The following is a 19,341-nucleotide window of genomic DNA, read 5'->3' on the forward strand; positions in this document are numbered from 1 at the left end:
TTACTATCTCTAACGTGTGTACCACTATTTTAAACTGAAATATAGAACATCTTTTATGTGCGTAAAGTCGCGCCCTTCTCCCAAGAGGATATAACAAGAGGTAAAAAATGACAAAATTCGCAACTTCACGCTTTACATAAAAGACACATAATGTACAAAATAATGTTCATGTATGCGTTTATATGATATTTAATAGTTTGTCAAATGATAATGCTATCAAATAATATAAAATGATAAAAAACAATTTAAGAGATATGTGAAACCTTAATTGCTGTTTTTTACGTAATGCCGATATCGCCCGCATATTCTACTATTTATCGACGATAACTCCCCAAAATCGGTGTATCTAACATTAACCTCTCAGTGTATTGCACTGTTGTTTCTAAAGACTCTCTGAGGTATATATTTAAAGCATCAAATTCTGCAAAACACCTCGTTTTGATCTTTACAATAAATACACTATAGATTAAAAGCCGTTCCGGTTACTTGCGCCATCGGAGAGATGGAATAAGCATGGAGAACATATCAACATTAAGGGTATATCTTATGTATAAGAAAAGTTTTTTATTATGTACAGTTGCTGGAACTTTGGTTTTCTCTCATTTTAGTTTAGCTTATGCAAATACTCCCCTTGTTGAGCATGCGCAAGTTAACATTAATGCACAAGGAGAAACACATAAAACTCTCAACAATGTTAATATTCGCGATGGTTTTTTTGCAGTAATTGTAGATGGTCAACAGTCGGTACTCACAATTGAAAAGGGAAAAATCTTTTCAGGGTTTGCTGCATTTAGCGCATCAAACGGTGCATACATTGATGCTAAAAAAATGGATATAACAGCACTGCAAGTGGGTTTACAAATCGGAAGTTCTACAGTCAATCTTGAAGATTCTGTTGTAACTGTTAAAGGCGATCATAAAGGCTATGGTATCTCTCTTGTAAAAGGAACAGGAGATAAAAAAAGTGAGGCAATACTTACCAATACAAAAATTTCTATTGTAGATGGTATTGGTATTTTAGGAGAAGCAGCAGGTGGTAATGTCCAGCTGAAAAATTCAGAAATTGATGCTGATATGTTATTGAGAAATGTAAGCTCCCTCCTGTCTATCCCTTCGACTCTCGTATTAACTGCTGATCATTCAGTTTTAAAAGGTAAAGCAAAAACCTCATCAGATAAGAAAACAATTTTGACTTTGAACAATGACAGTCACTGGTTTTTAAAAATTAGTGAAGGCGAAGTAGATAATGATCTCAACATGTTCAACTATGCACTGCGCAGCATTGATAAAAGGGCACACTCTAACATTTCAGTACTTAATCTCAACGATAGTACTATCACGTTTAATGAGCCGACAGAAGGTCAATATCAAACCCTGTATATAGGGAAGCAAGAGCTAAAAGCTGGTGAGTTTATGCTCCCAGCATTACAAATGCCAGGGTTAGCAGATGAGCCTCAAGAACCTGATACACAAAATGTTTATAACGCAACTGGTAATGCAAACGTTTATTTCAATCTCAAATGGAGCGATGGTGCAGCAAAAGAAGAACAAAAAGCTGATCGACTTCTCATTCACGGTGATGTATCAGGAAATACAACAATTCATTTGAAAAGTTTTTTAAAGGGTGAAAATAAACAAGCAGAAGAAATTATTCCTGTAAATACGCGTGGTCTTTCGCTCATTCAAGTGTCTGGGGAAGCAAATGAAACCAACTTCAAGTTGGCAAATGGTTATGCCACAATGAAGGGTTCACCTTATAAATATACACTAAATGCCTTTGGACCAACATCAAGCCATGGAAAAGCAAATGTTGAGCAAAGTCTTCTGGGAGAAGATGAAAATTTTTGGGACTTCCGTTTACAAAGTGTCACTCTTGATCCTGATGCAAAAATTAAAGCTTTTGTGCCACAAGTAGCAAGCTATTTAGTGATGCCTAATGCTATGTTTTCTGCAGGACTTACTGATGTAAATAACCAAAACGCATTATTAGATGATGCGCAAACAACAGCGTCTGAAACAAGAAATAATAAAAAAAGAGGAATTTTATTTTCCTCCTATGGCAATAAAGTTACATTATCTTCCAACCGCACGCCATTACAATATGGCTACGGCGCTGATGTTTGCTATACAGCGTTACAAGCAGGTATTGTGTTGGCTGCAATGGAAGGTCAAAATATCTTTACAAATTTTGGTCTTTTGGGAACATATGGCAAACTCGCTTTTACTCCAAAGGATATGGAAGGTTCTGGAAAAAGCACGCTTGATAAATGGTCGCTCACTGCATATAGCAAAATCCAATATGATAATAACGTATATATAAATGCGCTCCTTTCTTATGGCACCTTACAAGGAAATATTACCACAGATCTTATAGGAAATACCGCAAAGGTGGATAATACAAAAATATTCGGTGTATCTGCTACCATTGGTAAAAAGTTGGCAACAGGGACTGAAGGATTGGTCTTTGAGCCACAAGCGCAACTTATTTATCAGCGTTTAATGTTTAATATTATTGATGACATTGATAATTTTGAAGTGGATATGGGTACCCCTCATCAATGGTTAGTACGTTTTGGCGGGCGTTTAACACGAACAATGATTTTTGATGAAAAGAATCGTACCGTTTCTTTCTATGGAAAATTGAACATGCTCAAAGCTTTTAGTGATAACAACACAATCAAAATTGCTGATACTCTTCGCTTAGATTCTATGGGATCTTCGATTGAAGGTGGGTTTGGTATTCGTGCACAATTTACTCATAATATCGCACTTCATGGTGATGTCAGCTATCGTCATAGGCTTCAAAAAGCTGGTGCATCTGGGATCAATTTTTCTGGCGGAATACGTTACCGTTTCTAAAAAAATCTTCATCAGTATCGTTAAAATGAAAACAAAGCAGCCCATATGGGCTGCTTTACTTTTTGTATAATTTGTATGAAATATACAATATCTTAAAAACCTTATAAAAACACGCTTTTACTCCAAAGGATTTGAAAGGTTTTGAGAAAAGCACACTTGATAAATTGATAAATAATTCGCTCACTGCATAGAACAAAATCCAATATGATAATGGATGTATATATTAAATATGCTTCTTTCTTATGGTGCTTTGGAAGGAAATATTACCATAGATCTCATCAAAAATACCGCAAAGGTAAAGAATACAAAAATATTTGGTGCATCTGCCACTATTGGGAAAAGTTTACAACAGGAACTGAAGGGCTGGGCTTTAAAGCACAAGCACAACTTATTTATCAGTATTTAATGTTTGATGTGATTGATAACATTGATAACTTTGAAATGAATATGGGGCCCCCCTCATCAATGGTTAAATATGTGTTGGGGTTGCATAGATGGCAAGCATTTAGCATGAACGATGACTTGTGATAAAAAGAAGCGTATCGTTTCTTTTTATGGAAAATTGAATATGCTCAAAGCATATTAGTAATAACAATACAAATCAAGATTGCTGATACTCTTCGCTTAAATTCTATGAGATCTTCAGTTGAAGGTGGATTTGGTATTCGTGCACAATTCACCCAGAGTATCGCACTTCATAGTAATGTCAGTATCGCTGTAAGCTTCAAAAAGCTGGCATATCTGGATCAAATTTTCTGGTGAAAACACCTATCGTTTCTAAAAAAAATCTTGACCAATATCTTTAAAATAAGAGCAAGGCAGCTATATGAAGCACTAAAATGTAATTTGCTTTGCTCTTTACATAAAACACATAATGTATTAAATTTTTTATTAGAGAGAGGGGGATAAGTGTTTAGGAATATATTTTATGAAAAAAAGCTTCTTATTATCCACCGTTTCTGGAGTTCTTTGTCTCTCCTATTCCAATCTGTCTTATGCCCTTAACGAAGCGACACCATTACCTCTAACTGCAACTTTGGTACAAAATGAAGAAGAGAAAGACTCTTTAGCACGTGTATCTGTGACTAAACCTCCAAACAATATACGATCTGCATCAGGAAGTGCAGCGACTGGAAACCTTGGAGAACATGCAATTGAAGTTACAGACTCACATAAACGTTCATTTTATATATTGGTTGAACCTGAAACCTCTTCAGCTCCAGAAGCAGAAAATACATCTTCTCTTGATACAGAATCTGCATCCACAAACTCTTCACCTATACTTACGGATTCTTCAAAACCTAAACCTAGAAGACGTCCAGTCCCCTCAGATCCCATGCCTGAAGATATGCCTGAAAAACCTGTAAATCCCGAAGGAGCTGACCAAAAAGAGGATAACCCTGTTGAGCAAGATGATCAAGATCAGAAGAATCCTCCACAAGCTGAGAGTGCACGATCTGCGATAGAATCTGTAAATGGTAGAACTGTAATTCATAATAATGTTAAAATTTACGACCGTTTTTTTGCTGTGAATGCACAGGGAGAAAATTCAACAATAAATATAATAGATGGAACTGTGGATTCAGGTTTTGTTGCATTTAGTGCAATAGATGGTGGAAATATTGATGGTACGGGTGTTACTGCATCATCTCAAGTAAGTGGCTTGCTAAGCGCAGAGGGTACTATCAACCTTAAAGATTCAACCATAACTGTTACAGGGGATCACCAAGCTCGTGGTATCGTTTTGCGAAACCGCTTTTATAATTTCAAAAACCAAAATGCACAAAATGCTGAAGATGCCCCCCCCAAAGAAACTATGACCAATAGAGTGGGACTAACCAATACAAAACTTTTTGTTGAAAATGGTGTTGGTATTTATGCAACACTGGCAGGTGGTGAAGTTAACCTCAAAGATTCACAAATCCATGCTGATATTTTATTAATAAATGAGCAATCTGAAGAAAAGCCTGCACACACCCTTACATTAATGGCAGATAATTCTCATTTAGAAGGGCGAGCAAGAACATTTGGAGATAATCAAACGATTTTTACTCTAACAAATGGTACAAAGTGGTTCTTAATGCCTAATAAAAATGCAAAAAATGATGATCATAACCTGTCTGATTATGAACAATTTGGTGCTGATGAAAGATCGTTCTCTAACGTATCAAGGCTTAGTCTTCAAGATAGCTCTGTTATATTCGAAAAGCCAATAGATGGTCGTTACCAAACCTTGTATATAGGATCTACCCCACAGCAAGAAGACGAAGATTTTAACACTATGGCAGCCTATGATGCAACGGGGCATGCAGAAATTTACCTCAATTCTCAATGGAGCGATTATGCTCCAATAAGCGAACAGCCAACTGATCGCATTATCATTGAAGGTGATGCATCTGGTCAAACCATAGTTCACGTCAATCTTCTTAGTCAGGATAAGAAAAGCGCCAACAGCGATCCTGTTTGGGAAGAGAAAATAGCTTCTACCCCTCCTGAGGCACTGGGTATTTCGCTCATTCAAGTTTCTGGAGAAGCCAATCAAGATTCTTTTCAGTTAGCAAGCCGTTATATGACAATCCGCGGTTTACCTTATAAGTACGTGCTCATGGCTTACGCACCAGGAACATCCCATGCCGATCACAATCTATTTGGTAAGCATGATCGTGATTTTTGGGACTTCCGATTACAGAATGACTACATTGATTATGATAAAAAAGTTAGAGCACTTCTCCCACAAGTAGCCAACTATTTGGTGATGCCAAATGCTTTGTTTTCTGCGGGGCTAGCTGATATTAATAATCAAACTACACTGCTAGACAATATGCGCACAACCGTATTTGAATCAAAAAATAAGGAAAAAGATGATAAAAACAAAGGAATTTTTCTGTCCCCCTATAATGAAAAAGTCACCTTATTTTCAAATCGTAGCCCATTGCAATATGGTTATGGTGCTGATGTAAATTATACTGCTTTGCAGGGTGGAATTATATTGGCTGCACTAGAAGGCAAAGATATTACCACAGATTTTGGTCTTTTGGGTACATATGGAAAGCTTTCTTTCACTCCTAAGGGTATGAAAGATTCTGAACGAACGAAGCTTGATAAATGGTTGATCACCGCATATAGCGGCATTCAACATAGAAAGGGTGTGTATGTAAATACGCTTCTTTCCTATGGATCTTTAAAAGGAGATATTACTACAGCTCTTATTGGGAAGGCTGCAAAATTGGATGGAACTGAAATATTAAGTATATCTTCTACCATAGGTCAAAAATTAGCCACTGATGTTGAAGGATTAATATTCGAGCCAGAAGCACAGTTTGTTTATCAAAATCTCATGTTCGATACCATATCAGATGCTGATGGCTTTGAAGTGGATATGGGCAATCCTCATCAATGGTTGATACGTGTTGGTGGACGTTTAACGCGGACTATGACCAGCGTTGCGGAGGATAATGCTGTTTCCGTTTACGGAAAATTGAATATTATTAAAGCTTTTGGTGATGGTAAAACAATACGCATTGGTGACACCTTTCACCTTGATTCTACCGGCTCTTCAATTGAAGGTGGCATTGGTATTAATGCATATTTTTCTCAAAATATCGCGCTTCATGGTGGTATTAGCTATCGGCAAAAACTCCAAAAGGCTGGAGTATCAGGAGCCAATTTTTCTGGTGGAGTTCGCTATCGTTTTTAAAACAAAGATGCGCACTGTTATTTTACTGAAAAGCAGCACATTGTGCTGCTTTTTGATTTTCTAAATCTCTTTATTTAGAAAAAAATGCACCATGAATAATAAAGATACTCTCAAGGAAAATGACAAATTTCTCAAATTTACAGTGAATGCTGTTATTTTAAAACAAATTTTATGACTTTGTTTACAAGAGAATCAAAAAAAACCTTGATACTAAAATTCCATGATATATTTGAACACTGCAAAGTGCCTCCTTACAGAAATAAATCTCCCCAAAGAAATCTCTATCCAACTTGTAAAGGAAGTATGAAACCGAAAGAGTGCATAATTTATTCAAAACTCTATTCAAAACAATGCTTTTGCATCACAGATTATAAATATGAGAAAAATCCTGTTTATCGTCATCAATATTAGCTATATCCGTCATCAATATTATATGTCGTACACTGATTATACCGGATTTTATTGCCACCTTTTGCGCATTTGCAAACTAACTCTAATGCACAAATATCAAAGATACTCCTCCATAAAATACAATAGCATTTTATATAAAATATTGCACAAAAATCCCTAACAAAGCAAAAAACCTTCACGCAAGCGAAATTCTTTCCATAAAGCAAAAAGCATATAAATAGCTCCAACTTACTTAGAAAAAATTTACCTTTCTTGTACGACGTGTTTTTTGCCATGTTAGGATAAAATAGGCAAAAATTGCATCTCTTAAATCTTGTGACACCAAAGATTACAACACCTCAAAGACACTCAACAAATCCATACCTCATCGCAATTATTTTCATCACTTAGAGCTTCCTACATTAACCAAAGCTGGATTATAAGCTATATCTGATTCTTTTACGCGACCAGCAACTTGCATAGCTTGCGAGAGATCGTTAACTGCATCCAAATGCGTTTGAAGCAATTCACTATTGCGATGCAATTTTTCCTGCAAATCTGACAACAAGCTTTCTATCTCATTCTCAATATCTTGATTCATATAGCGTTTCATATCACTCATAGATTTATTCAAATCGCGTAAGCCACGTGTTTTACATAAATTTATTTCTTCATAATCTGGAATACCACGACTCTCTAGCATATTGCTTTCATATTCAATCACTTGTACCAGTCCTTTAACAGCGGCTACAAATTTTGTCATTGCCCAATCACGACCAATAAAGTCATTATCAGGAACCTTTGCTTTTGATGAAATCATTTTTATTTCCCCTTCAACACAGTATTATTCAATCTTAGTTTCAAATAAGAATAACAAAGCAATTCCTTTTTGATGCGAATACACTAGATTGAGTTCATTGTGTAGATAACCACACAAACTGTAACATTATGACCCTTAAAAGTTCGAATTTTCTTTGCTTCTAATTCATGATATGAAAACATTTTTTCTTGTTTGGTCAAACAAAACATTGGCGTGACACCAATTCCATAAAACACTGCAAACCCTCAAACCAATAGGTGATAGGCAATTATAAATCCCCAATTTTTTTTGCTTTTTTTCAATAAACGCGACAACGCATTTGCTACGAACATACTCTCAACAGAAATTTGCAGCATATAAGGATTTAAAATTCGTAAGGATTTCAGCATCTTGCCCTCCATAGCCTTTAGCTTCATATGACTCTGGTACTGCACGCCATCTCGCACTCTACACGATCAACACACACACACAAACTGCGCAAGTTAACTCCTTTATACGCGCGATACCCTCCCGTTACGGCACAGTATTTTGCACAAAACACAATTTGTCAACAGAAGAACACCCTCTAAATAGATCAGCCACATAATAACATTAAAAAATATTCAATAGCGGTTTAGTATTCATAAACTTTTTTCAGCTTTTATTCATTTTTTACAACTAGTGGTTTTTAATATAGACTTAAACAATTTATAGTATATATTTTTAATCTTTCAAGAGTCCCTAAAAAAAGTAAAAATCCCATAATTTTTTAAGACAATAAACTGCCAAAACTTTACTGCATTGATATTTTTTTCATTTTGTTTGCAATATAATCTTCGAATAATATTACCAAACAATTTTTTCCATTAACGCAGCTCACCATACCCTCTGTAAAGCAAATTGTAGCAATCATTCTTGCTTCTACCACGCCATCACAGCTGAGAAATTGATCTTGCCTTTCAACATTTGAGATTGCGCTATACTGTATATTTTTTCAACAACTGCACGAAACATTGCTTTATCAAAATAGCCGCAGTTGAATTCTTATATTGTGTAAAATCAATCATAAAACTTATATGAAAAGCGTTTTTTACACATCAAAAAAAATACAACAATTCTTCATATAATAGTGAGGAGCAATTTCAGGCTTGCCGAATGCGTTACATCAGCATATATTACAGTTCGTAACATTATGTGATCCATAAAATTTCTCAAAAAAATGAAAAGAGGTTCTTATGGCTGATATAATAAAAGCTGCCATGCTTTATTCAGTGCTGATTGTCTCTGTCAATGCTGCCATTGTTTTGGCTCTTATAATAGAAGTGTGCTAAATTATTTATTGACCGTTGCATGATCTGCACAAATCTAAAGAGAGTATTGCACATCAATTTTTGATGTCACGGTGCTTTCTTATGTCCACACTTAATTTTACTTGCTTCTAATAATTGCGTGCTTTTAATAATAAAGTGCAACATTTTCGTTTGCCCTGAACATCATTGATTTTTTCAGGAAAATTTCATTTTTTGTATTCTTCTTGCAAAAAATAAATCCGTTGGAGATTCTTTTGCTTCCATATTTCACAGAAAAATTTTATTCATTTTGTCTAAAAAAGAAAAAGATACAAACCCTCTTGCTGTAAAATTTGCATATCAAATTTATTGGTACAATAGTACAATATACTCGATTAAAATCCCTCTCCCTAATCTGTAGCAACAAACTGGATACAATAAATTTTTATTTTATTATATCTCACGTTTTTTCCTCACCTTTACCACTTTCCCGAAAGCAACTCATCAGTAAACCAGATATGATATAACCAGATATAATATGATAAGCTTTTTTCTTTTTTTTAATCTGGTATTTTCCTCCAAAAGAGTCTGTATTTTATAGTTTTCATCATGATAAAAATTAACTGCACTCAAGCAACGTTTGGACTATTTTATTATATTGCGCTGTTATCGCAGCAACCAGCGCTTATAAACCCCAGCACTTATAAACCCATTGAACCACTTTAACCTAAACGATAAAAAATCGTTTTTTTTCTTTTATGCAATTTTCAAAGCTTATTTAATATCTATCAACGAAAAATTCCGCTTTTAACAGATTATATTCTGCCTCATTTTTTCAAAAACTAAACTTTCTTTAATATACCTCTCGTAGAAGCAACACAGTGTCCCCCTAAAAAAGCAAAACTCAATTGACCCAATATTCGTGAATAACAATATCTTTCTATAATTTTATATTGAATAGGTCTGTTCCTTAAGAAGACAAATAAATCAATAAAACTTATTATCGCATATCATTTTTTACATTTTTACACTTTTCCGTACTTTTGTAAAAGTAGCTCACGCACCTCATCTGCTATTTTTGTTCCGCGACTTGCGCAACTCGTTTTAATCAAACGATGTAAACTTTCTGGCACATCAATCGTAAGGCGCTTCATGCGTTCATCCATGTTCTTTTGACGGCTTTCTACCCACGCATCAGCCGTTACAGGAATTGATTTATTGGTTGGCTTTGTGCCAATTTTAATTTTTTTATTCATCATGCTAATTCCTTTATTTCAGCTGCAACAGCTTCAATTTCTGCAGCAGCAGGTCCCTGCTGATCAATTTCATAGACTGCCTTTCCTTGCGCTGCAGCTTCCGCAAAAATCACGCGCTGCGCGATGCTTGCAGAAAGAACATGCACTGGATACACTGCAAGAGCTTCACTGACATCACGTCCTATTGCTGTATTTACTATTTTACGATTAATAACAAAAACAGATTTTAGATTTTCTTTATATACGCGCGCTTCATCAACAAGCTTTACGATTCCATCTGCTGCCCAGATATCATAGGGGCTAGGCTGCACTGGGATAAGCACTAAATCTGAAGCCATCAATGCACTGCGCGCAAGATCGGTTACGCGTGGAGGACCATCGATAAAAATATGATCGTAACCATGGCCAATTTGTGCAATCTCTTTGTGAACTGTCGCGCGCGGCAAACCAACAACAGGAAACAAGGGAGCATCTTGACGCGCAGCAGCCCAATCCAATGCACTGCCTTGCGGATCTACATCAATGAGCAATACACGGACTCCCCTGCGCGCAAAACTGGCAGCAAGATTCACTCCCAATGTTGTTTTTCCTACACCGCCTTTTTGATTTAACAACCCAATTATCATGATTTCTGCCTTTCAGCTTTACCGCTTTTACGATTATACAGAAAATAAAAAACTATACAAGCATTTTACGAGATACATTTTACAAGATAAAAGCCATCGCTCTTCTCTCTTCATGATAAAAGCTGCAACATGGGCTGTATTGCCCCTTTGCACATTTAAAAAACGAGCTCTCCTTTTGACAAAAGCTGATCTCTTCCACAAAAAGAGAGAACAGCTGTTCTATTTTCTTATCAACACAACTGCCATCACGAAACTTATGTGCATTTAAACTGCATAATTCCACAGCCCTTAAACAGCACCTTCTTCAATGAAAAGCCTGTTAAACAAGCTACAATTCCACTTTTAAAGAAATTTTTTAAAATCGAGAAACTTCTCTTGTTTCCGCATCTTTTGCCAACAAAATCAGTCCTTTTGTAAAAGCTTTTCCACAAAGCACCATCGCCCCTGATGATAATTGCCTCGCTCAAATTGCTCCACTCATCTCAAATCTTAAATGATGCCACCATAACAAAAATGAGAAACATTCTTGTAAATGAGAACAATGAACATGCCGTAGCAGATTGCATTTTTTTCTCACCATATCCTCTTCTCAGCAAATGAAACATTTCTGTTAAAATGCTACCCAGAAAATTGCGCCTTTATAATATCCCCTTGATATATAAATTAAGAGAACATAAGAGGGAAAATTATACTTTATATTGGGGATAAACAAAGATGAATTTGCAACAAATCGAACCTGATATTTTTATCAGTGCCCAAATCAGCGTTGAACATGTCAAAACATTAGCAAAAGCAGGTTTTAAAACAATTATTTGCAACCGTCCCGATCAAGAAGATCCCCATCAACCTGATTTTTCTAGCATTAAAGCAACAGCAAACAAATATGGTATAGAAGCCTATTACATCCCTATTACACCTTCTGCTATAGAAAAGTCGGATGTTGAAACCATGCAAAAAGTTTTAAAAACAGCACCCATCCCTCTCCTTGCTTATTGTCATTACGGAACACGTTCGATGCATCTTTATCGTTTGGCGTGTCTTTAATCACCTCTCCTCACAGATAAAAACTGACAAAAAGCACAAGCGGAAAGCTTCTGAGTATATTTTTTCATCATTGAGTGTGCCTTTCATACTTTATCTTAATGGATCAGAAAGAAACAAGCGATAAACTTCTCAACTGCAACAAAAGCCATAGGTCTCATAAGGTAATGAAAAAAGCAGAGGTAAAGAGAATGATGAAATCAGACTTTCAAACATTCGATTCCCCTACTCATCAACGAAAACTCCATGTGCTCCATGATATTTTGGAGTATATTTTCATAATCATGGTCAGTCTTAGCGCTATTTTTGCCACTCTGATATCTTTTTCGGATCATATTAAGGCGTATTTTTAAAAGTAAGCAGTGCATCCAGCTGCGACAATGGTTGTGCTGCTATCAAAATTTCTCTTGCTGCTTTTTCATCGCGTTGCATTTGTGCAATCAAAGGCTCAAGTCCACTAAATTTTTCTTGCCCTCGTAAAAATTGTAAGAAAGAAACGGTACAGCTTTCACCATAAAGATCTCCGTTAAAATCAAATAAATAGGTCTCCAGAAGAGGTGCCCCCCCTTCTACAATTGTTGGACGACATCCAAAACTTGCAACCCCATCATGCAAAACACCATTGGCACGCCGTAACCGCACCGCATAAACACCATGTGCCAAACTGGTTTGAGGAGATAATATCTGATTAGCAGTCGGAAAACCTAAACGGCGCCCAAGTTTTTCACCTTGTATAATATTTGAACGCACCCGATAATAATACCCTAACAAATGTGCTGCTTCTTTGATCTGACCTTTTGAGAGTAGCTGACGAATAAAGCTAGAGGAAATCATCTGCTGTTGTGGATTTTGTGAACTGGATAAACAAGGGACTTGAACAACCTCAAATCCACATTCTTTTCCCCTTTGAAACAGAAAATGTGAATTTCCACTTTTTTGATGCCCAAATTGAAAATTTTCGCCTACAACGACAACGGAAACATCAAACGCTTGTTTTAAAATTACATCGACAAATTTATTTGCTGAAAGAGCAGAAAAATGTGCATCAAAAGGCTGCTCAACGACACCATCAAAACCAAGTGCTTCAAAAATTTCAGCCTTTTCTGCAGCCTCTGTCAAGCGATCAACAGGAGCAGAATGTTGAAAAAAACTTCTTGGATGCGGTTCAAATGTTAAAACAAGAGCTGGTTTATTTTTTAGACGCGCCAAATCAAGCGCTCTTTTAAGCACCGCCTGATGACCGCAATGAACACCATCAAAATTTCCAACTGCCAACACCGACCCCTGCCAAGCCAGAGGAAGCATATCGGCTCCCTGAAAACGCAAAAAACGAGACATTACTGCAGTGCCCACATTACCGCTTTTGGCTTATAGCCATGATGTTCACAAAATGAATGCAAAGCTTCTTTATCCACCACACCATCTTTTGTATAATCATGACGATTAACACCACTCATGATATAAAGCACATCGAGACCAAAGTGAATTGCACCTTTAACATCTGTTAAAAAACCATCGCCAATAGCCAAAATTTGACTTTTTTTCACTGCCCCACGGATTTCTTGAAGTTTTTGATAAGCACATTCATAAATAGGTGCATGAGGTTTCCCTGCAATACGCACCTCACCTCCCAATTGTTGGTAAAGGCGTGCTAAAGTACCAGCGCACAAAAATTCTTGATTTCCGTAATGTACAACGACATCAGGGTTGGCACAAATAAACGGCAAATTTCGTGCCCGCATGCGATGAAACATGTCTTCATAGGCTTGTGGTGTTTCACGAAGATTTTCAAGAAAGCCACTACAAACCACTACAGATGCTTCTTGTTCTTCCACCAATTCACAATCTAATCCTTCAAACAAAGTTAAATCACGTGGCTGACCAATGAAAAAAACTTTAGATGGCGCAGCACGAATGAGATCACGCGTCACATCACCTGAAGTAATGATTGCATCATAATAATCGCTATGAATATTCATGCTTTCTAATTGCGCAATCACATCGCCACGCGGCTGAGGTGAATTGGTCAAGAAAATGACATTTTTCCCCACTTGTCGAATTTTTTGTAACACTTTTAGCGCTGGTTCAAATATGTGCACACCATTATGCACAACGCCCCACACATCACAAAAAACAGCATCATAGTTTGCTATAAAATTATCAACGTGGGTAAGTTCGTTCATATTGCACCTATTTATATATTTGCCATTTGTTACACTCTTTTTATTTTTATTTTAAAACTACTTATCGGAAGATAACACTTCTGTCACCTTCTTTCTCAAGGTTGTATTTTTTCTCTCCTTCAACTTATGCAAAATTTATCATCTATGATGAAATCTACAACATATTCTCTACTGTTTTACGAAAAGTTCATTTCACGAAAGCCGTGGAGCTTTCACAAAAACCTTCCACAAACTGATATGGTTAAAACTTTACAACTTCTTTACCTTGATCAAAGAACCTCTTCCTCAAATAATATGCATGGCTTTAGATTCTTAAAAAGAGAATAAAATAAAATGCGCAAATAGCATCCTGCCAACAAAACAGGTGCCTGAACATTTCCCAATTATTGATGACCTCTTTTTTTAAATGCATATAAAAATACATGCTACACATTTTTTGTTTTTAAAAACAAAAAATACCGCCATAATCTGCTTTACTAAAATTCAAAGACATAACATCCTTTAAAAGACACAGAAAAAAACTTTACGCAAACCCATGAAAAAATCTAAAATTAAGATAATAAGTTGATTTTTAAGTATAAATTACTATTATAAATCTTAAACAATTTTTCAAAATACTGTAGATTTTTTTATATTTTATTATAAATTGGCAAAAATTCTTCTCTCACAAATCAAGAAAGAGGAATTGGCATATATGTAAAACAGTTTTGAAAAGATGAAACACACGATACATAAATCGTTTGGATGCAAAAAGAGAAGCAACATAAAGAGTTAAGAACAATAAATGTAGATATTATTCCAAGCAAGAGTCCCCAAAATACAAAAAACTTGTGCGCATAATATCTAACAAAAATGAAACTACTCACCAATGATATAGATCATCACCAACAAATTCATTCTCTGTAGTTTTTTTTATTTTTTACACCACATTATACTACCAAATTTTAAGTAAAAGAGTCTTTAATTATTTTATGTAAACAATAAAAATTTGTAACGTAGCAAAACAAAAAGAAATCAACTGCTCTCAATGCACCCTTGTTGACAGAAAGATAAACACCATCGTAAAACAATTTCAAAATATATATTGTATCGACATGCTGATCAAATTTTCACGATCTCAAATTATTTTACTCGCCTTTTCATCACCTCTTCTTCATAATGAACCCGATGTATTTTTATGACCCTGATTAAAAAATTTGCAACCGTTGCCTCTGGAACTTTAATGAGCCGCATTTTCGGCTTTGTGCGCGAAATGCTGATGGCAGCGGCTCTTGGTACAGGTCCTGTTTCCGACGCATTTAATGCTGCTTTTCGTTTTCCCAACACATTTCGCCGTTTTTTTGCTGAAGGTGCCTTTAACGCAGCTTTTGTTCCTCTTTTTTCAAAAAAGATTACCGAAGATGGGAAAGAAACCGCATGCCAATTTGCAGAAGAGGTCTTTGGTGTACTTTTTTCATTGCTTTTGCTCTTAACCATTGCCATGGAACTTAGCATGCCTTTTTTGGTACGAACCCTTATTGCTCCAGGGTTTGCGGAAGATGCAACAAAATTTAACGCCACGATTCATTTTACCGCAATCATGTTTCCTTATTTAACATGCATGTCTTTAGCAGCTATGATGGGAGGAATGCTTAATGCTCTACGACGCTATTTTGTCGCAGCCATTGCTCCTCTTTTTTTGAATATTATTTTGATTGGTGTCCTCGCCTATGCTTGGATCTATCAACTTGACGCTTGGTACATTGGCTTAAACCTTTCTTGGGGTGTCATGGCAGCAGGATTTCTTCAGCTTATCTTGATTGCAATTGCTTTGCGTCACAACGGAATGAAGATTTCTTTTCGCCGCCCTCATTTTAGCCCCAATGTTCGCAAACTTTTAATTTTAGCATTTCCTGCTGCCATTACAGGAGGAATTACGCAAATCAATTTATTAATCAATACCAACATTGCTTCTAGCCAATCGGGAGCTGTATCTTCTTTAGTTTATGCTGATCGCCTTTATCAATTACCATTGGGAGTGGTGGCAATTGCCGTAGCGACTGTTCTTTTGCCAGAATTAACAAGAGCTATACGCAGCAAAAAGCATAAAGAGACCCATGATTTGCAAAACCGCGCCATTGAATTAACTCTTTTGTTAACATTGCCTGCATCTGTCGCTTTTTTACTGCTTTCCAACCCAATCGTCAGTTTGCTTTTTGAGCGTGGGCAATTTACAAGCCAATCAACATACCATGTTGCACAGCTCCTTGAGCTTTATGGATTAGGACTCCCAGCATTTGTCTTGATAAAAGTTTTTATTCCTAATTTTTTTGCCCGTGAAGATACGAAAACACCCATGATTTTTACAGGCATTTGCGTTTTTATCAATGTCAGCCTTGCTTTAACGTTATTCCCCATTTTGTCAGCACGCGGTATTGTTATTGCTGAAATTACCTCTGGGTGGGTTAATACACTGTTGCTTTGTTGTGTTCTCATCAAGCGCGGTTATTGGAAATATGATGCACAACTGATAAAACGAATAATACATCTGATTATTGCCACTTTTTTCAATATGATCATACTCTATTATATGCTTGATTTTTTGTCTTTTCCTTTATCTTTACAAGCGTCATTTTTTTTGCGTGCAGGAACTTTAGCAGGAATAATGATTGTCATCATATTGGTATATTTTATCGCATATTTTTTATTCGACATCCGTTCTTTTTTTCTTGCTCTCAAAAATTTCAGACAACGTCTGTGATATTTTATTCTTGCTTTCAGCAAAATGCTTTGCCACAACGCATAAAATAAATGACTTCATGAAGAAAGAACGATCCCATGAGTACCTTCATACCGCTGATCTTTTCTGGTGTACAACCAAGTGGAAATTTGCATCTTGGCAATTATCTTGGAGCTATCAAACACTGGGTTGAACTACAAGCATCCTATAACTGCTTGTATTGCGTTGTCGATATGCATGCACTCACAGTCAATCCAGATCCACAAACTTTAAGTGAATCAACCAGAGCTGTTACAGCAGCTTTTTTAGCTGCTGGCATTGACCCTAAGAAACAAATCGTTTTCAATCAATCACGGGTTTTTCAACATGCTGAATTAGCATGGATTTTAAACTGTATTGCCCGTATTGGCTGGCTTCAACGCATGACGCAGTTTAAAGATAAAGCAGGAAAAAATCGTGAACAAGCATCCCTTGGACTTTTTGCTTATCCAAGCTTGATGGCTGCTGATATTTTGCTCTACCGTGCAACACATGTTCCCGTGGGTGAAGATCAAAAGCAGCATGTTGAACTGACGCGTGATATTGCGCAAAAATTCAACAGCGATTATGCTCACCGTATTGAAGATTTAAATTTTAGTATTCCTATAGAAATAGGAGAGGAAAAAAAACAAGGATTTTTTCCCATACCAGAAGCACTGATTGGAGAAACTGCCATGCGCGTTATGTCTTTGCGCGATGGAACAAAAAAGATGTCAAAATCAGATCCTTCAGATTTTTCGCGTATTAATTTGACGGATGATGCTGATCTTATCGCAAAAAAAATACGCAAAGCAAAAACGGACTCTGCCCCTCTTCCCAACACACTTGCTGACTTGAAAGAGCGACCAGAAGTTGATAATTTGCTTGGCATTTATGCAGCTCTTGCAGCAATAAGTAAAGAAAAGGCTCTTTTAGAATTTTCTGGACAACAATTTTCCCTTTTTAAAACAGCTTTAGCTGATCTTGCTGTTCATAAGCTTGCACCACTAACAAAAGAATTCCGTCGTCTGCATCAAGAAAGTGGTTATATTGACTCTGTGTTGCGTGATGGTGCAGAACGCGCCAGTGCATTGGCAGAAAAAAATATGAAAAAAATTCGCGAAATTGTTGGATTTTTGCATAATACATGAAATAATGAAATCTTAACCGTCAAAAGTTAAAAAACTGCCTGTAAAAAATAGGGAAAATGCATGGTTTCTCAGCACAAAAGCCCGAAAAAAGATCACAAGCGAAAAATTTTAGTCATTATCGATGAAACACCAGAATGTCGACGTGCTGTTGCTTTTGCTGCACAACATGCTCAAAATACCCAAAGAACTTTGGTATTGCTCTCTGTCATTGATAGTTCAGAGTTTCAACATTTTTTAGGTGTAAATGACGTTATGCGCACGGAATTAACACAAAACGCCTATACAGTACTGAAACAAATCGCTGATGATGTACATACCTCTCACGCTCTTGACGCAGAAATGATTGTACGTGAAGGCAAGAAAGTTGATGAAATTTTAAAACTGATCGATCAAGATAAAGAGATTGCTCTTATTGTTTTAGCTGCAAGTGAACATACCGAAGGACCAGGGCCGCTTGTTCAATTAATCGCTTATCGAGGAGCCGCTTTTTCAATCCCTGTGACCGTCATTCCCAGCAATCTTGCAGATGAAGATATTGAATCTGTTGCCTAAAACCTCAATTACCTACCTAAGCTTTAACAGCAAAAGGAGAATATATGTTTATTCAGACTGAAGCCACACCAAATCCTGCAACACTTAAATTTTTGCCAGGACGCGTGGTTCTTCCCGAGGGTGTATTAGAATTTCGTTCTCATGAAGAAAGCGTTAACAGTTCACCTTTAGCGGCTAAACTCTTTAATATTCCCAATATCAGTGGTGTTTTTTTAGGCTACGACTTCATTACTGTAACCAAAAAAGATGGTGAGTGGCAGCATCTCAAGCCAGCCATTTTGGGTACAATTATGGAGCATTTTTTGTCTGGTGATCCAGTAATCACTACCAACGCGACAACACAAGCACAAACCCACGCACTCAATGAAGAATTTTATGCCGAAAAAGATGCTGATATTGTCTCAACAATTAAAGAACTCCTTGAAACGCGTGTTCGTCCAGCTGTTGCAAATGATGGTGGAGATATTACTTTCCGCGGCTTCGAAAATGGTATTGTTTACCTTAACATGCGAGGAGCTTGCGCTGGTTGTCCCTCCTCAACCGCAACGCTTAAACACGGCATTGAAAATCTTTTACGGCATTTTATCCCAGAAGTTCTAGGTGTTGAAGCTATGCCACAATAAATACAAGGTGAGGTTGTACAAAAAATCGCTCTCTTATCACTCTCTCCCCCAAGTGAATATTCTTCATTTTTGTACCATCCTTTAAGACAGATACAAAGTACCTTCTAACTTTACAGATTTTTCATCACCATAACGCCC

The 19,341-nt window shown here is 36.5% G+C and carries 14 protein-coding genes; 8 read left to right on the forward strand and 6 right to left on the reverse strand.

All coding sequences use genetic code 11. The features are described from left to right. The first annotated feature begins 546 nt into the window (after nt 1-546). The 3 genes from V5N67_RS04505 to V5N67_RS04515 all read left to right on the forward strand — a co-directional run bounded on the left by V5N67_RS04505 (nt 547) and on the right by V5N67_RS04515 (nt 6,556). A complete protein-coding gene (locus V5N67_RS04505; protein WP_332060708.1) occupies nt 547-2,859 on the forward strand; it encodes an autotransporter outer membrane beta-barrel domain-containing protein in 2,313 nt (770 codons plus the stop codon). 204 nt (nt 2,860-3,063) lie between these two features. Beyond that, nucleotides 3,064-3,387 (forward strand): hypothetical protein, encoded by a 324-nt coding sequence (locus V5N67_RS04510; protein ID WP_332060709.1) that lies wholly within the window; start codon nt 3,064-3,066, stop codon nt 3,385-3,387. A 400-nt stretch (nt 3,388-3,787) separates the two neighbouring features. Next, nucleotides 3,788-6,556: an autotransporter outer membrane beta-barrel domain-containing protein gene (locus tag V5N67_RS04515; RefSeq protein ID WP_332060710.1), complete on the forward strand. Its 2,769-nt coding sequence runs from the start codon at nt 3,788-3,790 to the stop codon at nt 6,554-6,556. 793 nt (nt 6,557-7,349) lie between these two features. Here V5N67_RS04515 and V5N67_RS04520 read toward each other — a convergent pair. From V5N67_RS04520 to parA, 4 genes are all read right to left on the reverse strand, one after another. Further along, complete coding sequence (locus V5N67_RS04520) at nt 7,350-7,766, reverse strand: flagellar protein FlgN (protein ID WP_332060711.1); 417 nt, start codon at nt 7,764-7,766, stop codon at nt 7,350-7,352. Between the two features lie 245 nt (nt 7,767-8,011). After that, entirely contained in the window at nt 8,012-8,155 is a 144-nt protein-coding gene (locus V5N67_RS04525; RefSeq protein WP_332060712.1) for a hypothetical protein, read from the reverse strand. Nucleotides 8,156-10,059: 1,904 nt separating this feature from the next. Continuing rightward, nucleotides 10,060-10,290, reverse strand: coding sequence for a hypothetical protein (locus V5N67_RS04530; RefSeq protein ID WP_332060733.1), 231 nt, complete (start codon nt 10,288-10,290; stop codon nt 10,060-10,062). Further along, the gene (gene parA / locus V5N67_RS04535) at nt 10,290-10,916 is read right to left on the reverse strand and encodes a ParA family partition ATPase (protein ID WP_332060713.1); all 627 of its coding nucleotides are present in this window, start codon (nt 10,914-10,916) and stop codon (nt 10,290-10,292) included. The genes V5N67_RS04530 and parA overlap by 1 nt, the downstream gene beginning before the upstream one ends. A 714-nt stretch (nt 10,917-11,630) precedes the next feature. On the opposite strand from parA, the gene V5N67_RS04540 reads away from it, so the two are divergent. Beyond that, nucleotides 11,631-11,960, forward strand: coding sequence for a protein tyrosine phosphatase family protein (locus V5N67_RS04540; RefSeq protein WP_332060714.1), 330 nt, complete (start codon nt 11,631-11,633; stop codon nt 11,958-11,960). A 333-nt stretch (nt 11,961-12,293) separates the two neighbouring features. Here V5N67_RS04540 and V5N67_RS04545 read toward each other — a convergent pair whose 3' ends face one another. Together V5N67_RS04545 and V5N67_RS04550 are read right to left on the reverse strand one after the other, a co-directional pair. Next, complete coding sequence (locus V5N67_RS04545) at nt 12,294-13,295, reverse strand: bifunctional riboflavin kinase/FAD synthetase (protein WP_332060715.1); 1,002 nt, start codon at nt 13,293-13,295, stop codon at nt 12,294-12,296. Then, nucleotides 13,295-14,140 carry a TIGR01459 family HAD-type hydrolase gene (locus V5N67_RS04550; protein WP_332060716.1) on the reverse strand — a complete coding sequence of 282 codons (846 nt, stop codon included), beginning with the start codon at nt 14,138-14,140 and terminating at the stop codon, nt 13,295-13,297. Before V5N67_RS04550 ends, V5N67_RS04545 begins: the two co-directional genes overlap by 1 nt. A gap of 1,177 nt (nt 14,141-15,317) precedes the next feature. Here V5N67_RS04550 and murJ point away from each other — a divergent pair. The 4 genes from murJ (at nt 15,318) to V5N67_RS04570 (ending at nt 19,203) form a co-directional block, all read left to right on the forward strand. Continuing rightward, the gene (gene murJ / locus V5N67_RS04555; RefSeq protein WP_332060717.1) at nt 15,318-16,880 is read left to right on the forward strand and encodes a murein biosynthesis integral membrane protein MurJ; all 1,563 of its coding nucleotides are present in this window, start codon (nt 15,318-15,320) and stop codon (nt 16,878-16,880) included. A gap of 77 nt (nt 16,881-16,957) precedes the next feature. Then, nucleotides 16,958-18,028, forward strand: coding sequence for a tryptophan--tRNA ligase (gene trpS, locus V5N67_RS04560; protein WP_332060718.1), 1,071 nt, complete (start codon nt 16,958-16,960; stop codon nt 18,026-18,028). Between the two features lie 60 nt (nt 18,029-18,088). Continuing rightward, on the forward strand, nt 18,089-18,580 hold the full coding sequence (locus V5N67_RS04565; RefSeq protein ID WP_332060719.1) for a universal stress protein: 492 nt from the start codon (nt 18,089-18,091) through the stop codon (nt 18,578-18,580). A gap of 44 nt (nt 18,581-18,624) precedes the next feature. After that, complete coding sequence (locus V5N67_RS04570; RefSeq protein ID WP_332060720.1) at nt 18,625-19,203, forward strand: NifU family protein; 579 nt, start codon at nt 18,625-18,627, stop codon at nt 19,201-19,203. The last annotated feature ends 138 nt before the right edge of the window (nt 19,204-19,341 follow it).

Source organism: Bartonella rhinolophi (genome assembly GCF_036576165.1).
Taxonomy (GTDB): Bacteria; Pseudomonadota; Alphaproteobacteria; order Rhizobiales; family Rhizobiaceae; genus Bartonella.

What these genes read in the sequence shown, in the direction of transcription:
- V5N67_RS04505 (WP_332060708.1), top strand. Translation starts at nt 547, where the DNA reads ATGTATAAGAAAAGTTTTTTATTATGTACAGTTGCTGGAACTTTGGTT.
- V5N67_RS04510 (WP_332060709.1), top strand. Translation starts at nt 3,064, where the DNA reads ATGATAATGGATGTATATATTAAATATGCTTCTTTCTTATGGTGCTTT.
- V5N67_RS04515 (WP_332060710.1), top strand. Translation starts at nt 3,788, where the DNA reads ATGAAAAAAAGCTTCTTATTATCCACCGTTTCTGGAGTTCTTTGTCTC.
- V5N67_RS04520 (WP_332060711.1), bottom strand. Translation starts at nt 7,766, where the DNA reads ATGATTTCATCAAAAGCAAAGGTTCCTGATAATGACTTTATTGGTCGT.
- V5N67_RS04525 (WP_332060712.1), bottom strand. Translation starts at nt 8,155, where the DNA reads ATGCTGAAATCCTTACGAATTTTAAATCCTTATATGCTGCAAATTTCT.
- V5N67_RS04530 (WP_332060733.1), bottom strand. Translation starts at nt 10,290, where the DNA reads ATGAATAAAAAAATTAAAATTGGCACAAAGCCAACCAATAAATCAATT.
- parA (WP_332060713.1), bottom strand. Translation starts at nt 10,916, where the DNA reads ATGATAATTGGGTTGTTAAATCAAAAAGGCGGTGTAGGAAAAACAACA.
- V5N67_RS04540 (WP_332060714.1), top strand. Translation starts at nt 11,631, where the DNA reads ATGAATTTGCAACAAATCGAACCTGATATTTTTATCAGTGCCCAAATC.
- V5N67_RS04545 (WP_332060715.1), bottom strand. Translation starts at nt 13,295, where the DNA reads ATGTCTCGTTTTTTGCGTTTTCAGGGAGCCGATATGCTTCCTCTGGCT.
- V5N67_RS04550 (WP_332060716.1), bottom strand. Translation starts at nt 14,140, where the DNA reads ATGAACGAACTTACCCACGTTGATAATTTTATAGCAAACTATGATGCT.
- murJ (WP_332060717.1), top strand. Translation starts at nt 15,318, where the DNA reads ATGACCCTGATTAAAAAATTTGCAACCGTTGCCTCTGGAACTTTAATG.
- trpS (WP_332060718.1), top strand. Translation starts at nt 16,958, where the DNA reads ATGAGTACCTTCATACCGCTGATCTTTTCTGGTGTACAACCAAGTGGA.
- V5N67_RS04565 (WP_332060719.1), top strand. Translation starts at nt 18,089, where the DNA reads ATGGTTTCTCAGCACAAAAGCCCGAAAAAAGATCACAAGCGAAAAATT.
- V5N67_RS04570 (WP_332060720.1), top strand. Translation starts at nt 18,625, where the DNA reads ATGTTTATTCAGACTGAAGCCACACCAAATCCTGCAACACTTAAATTT.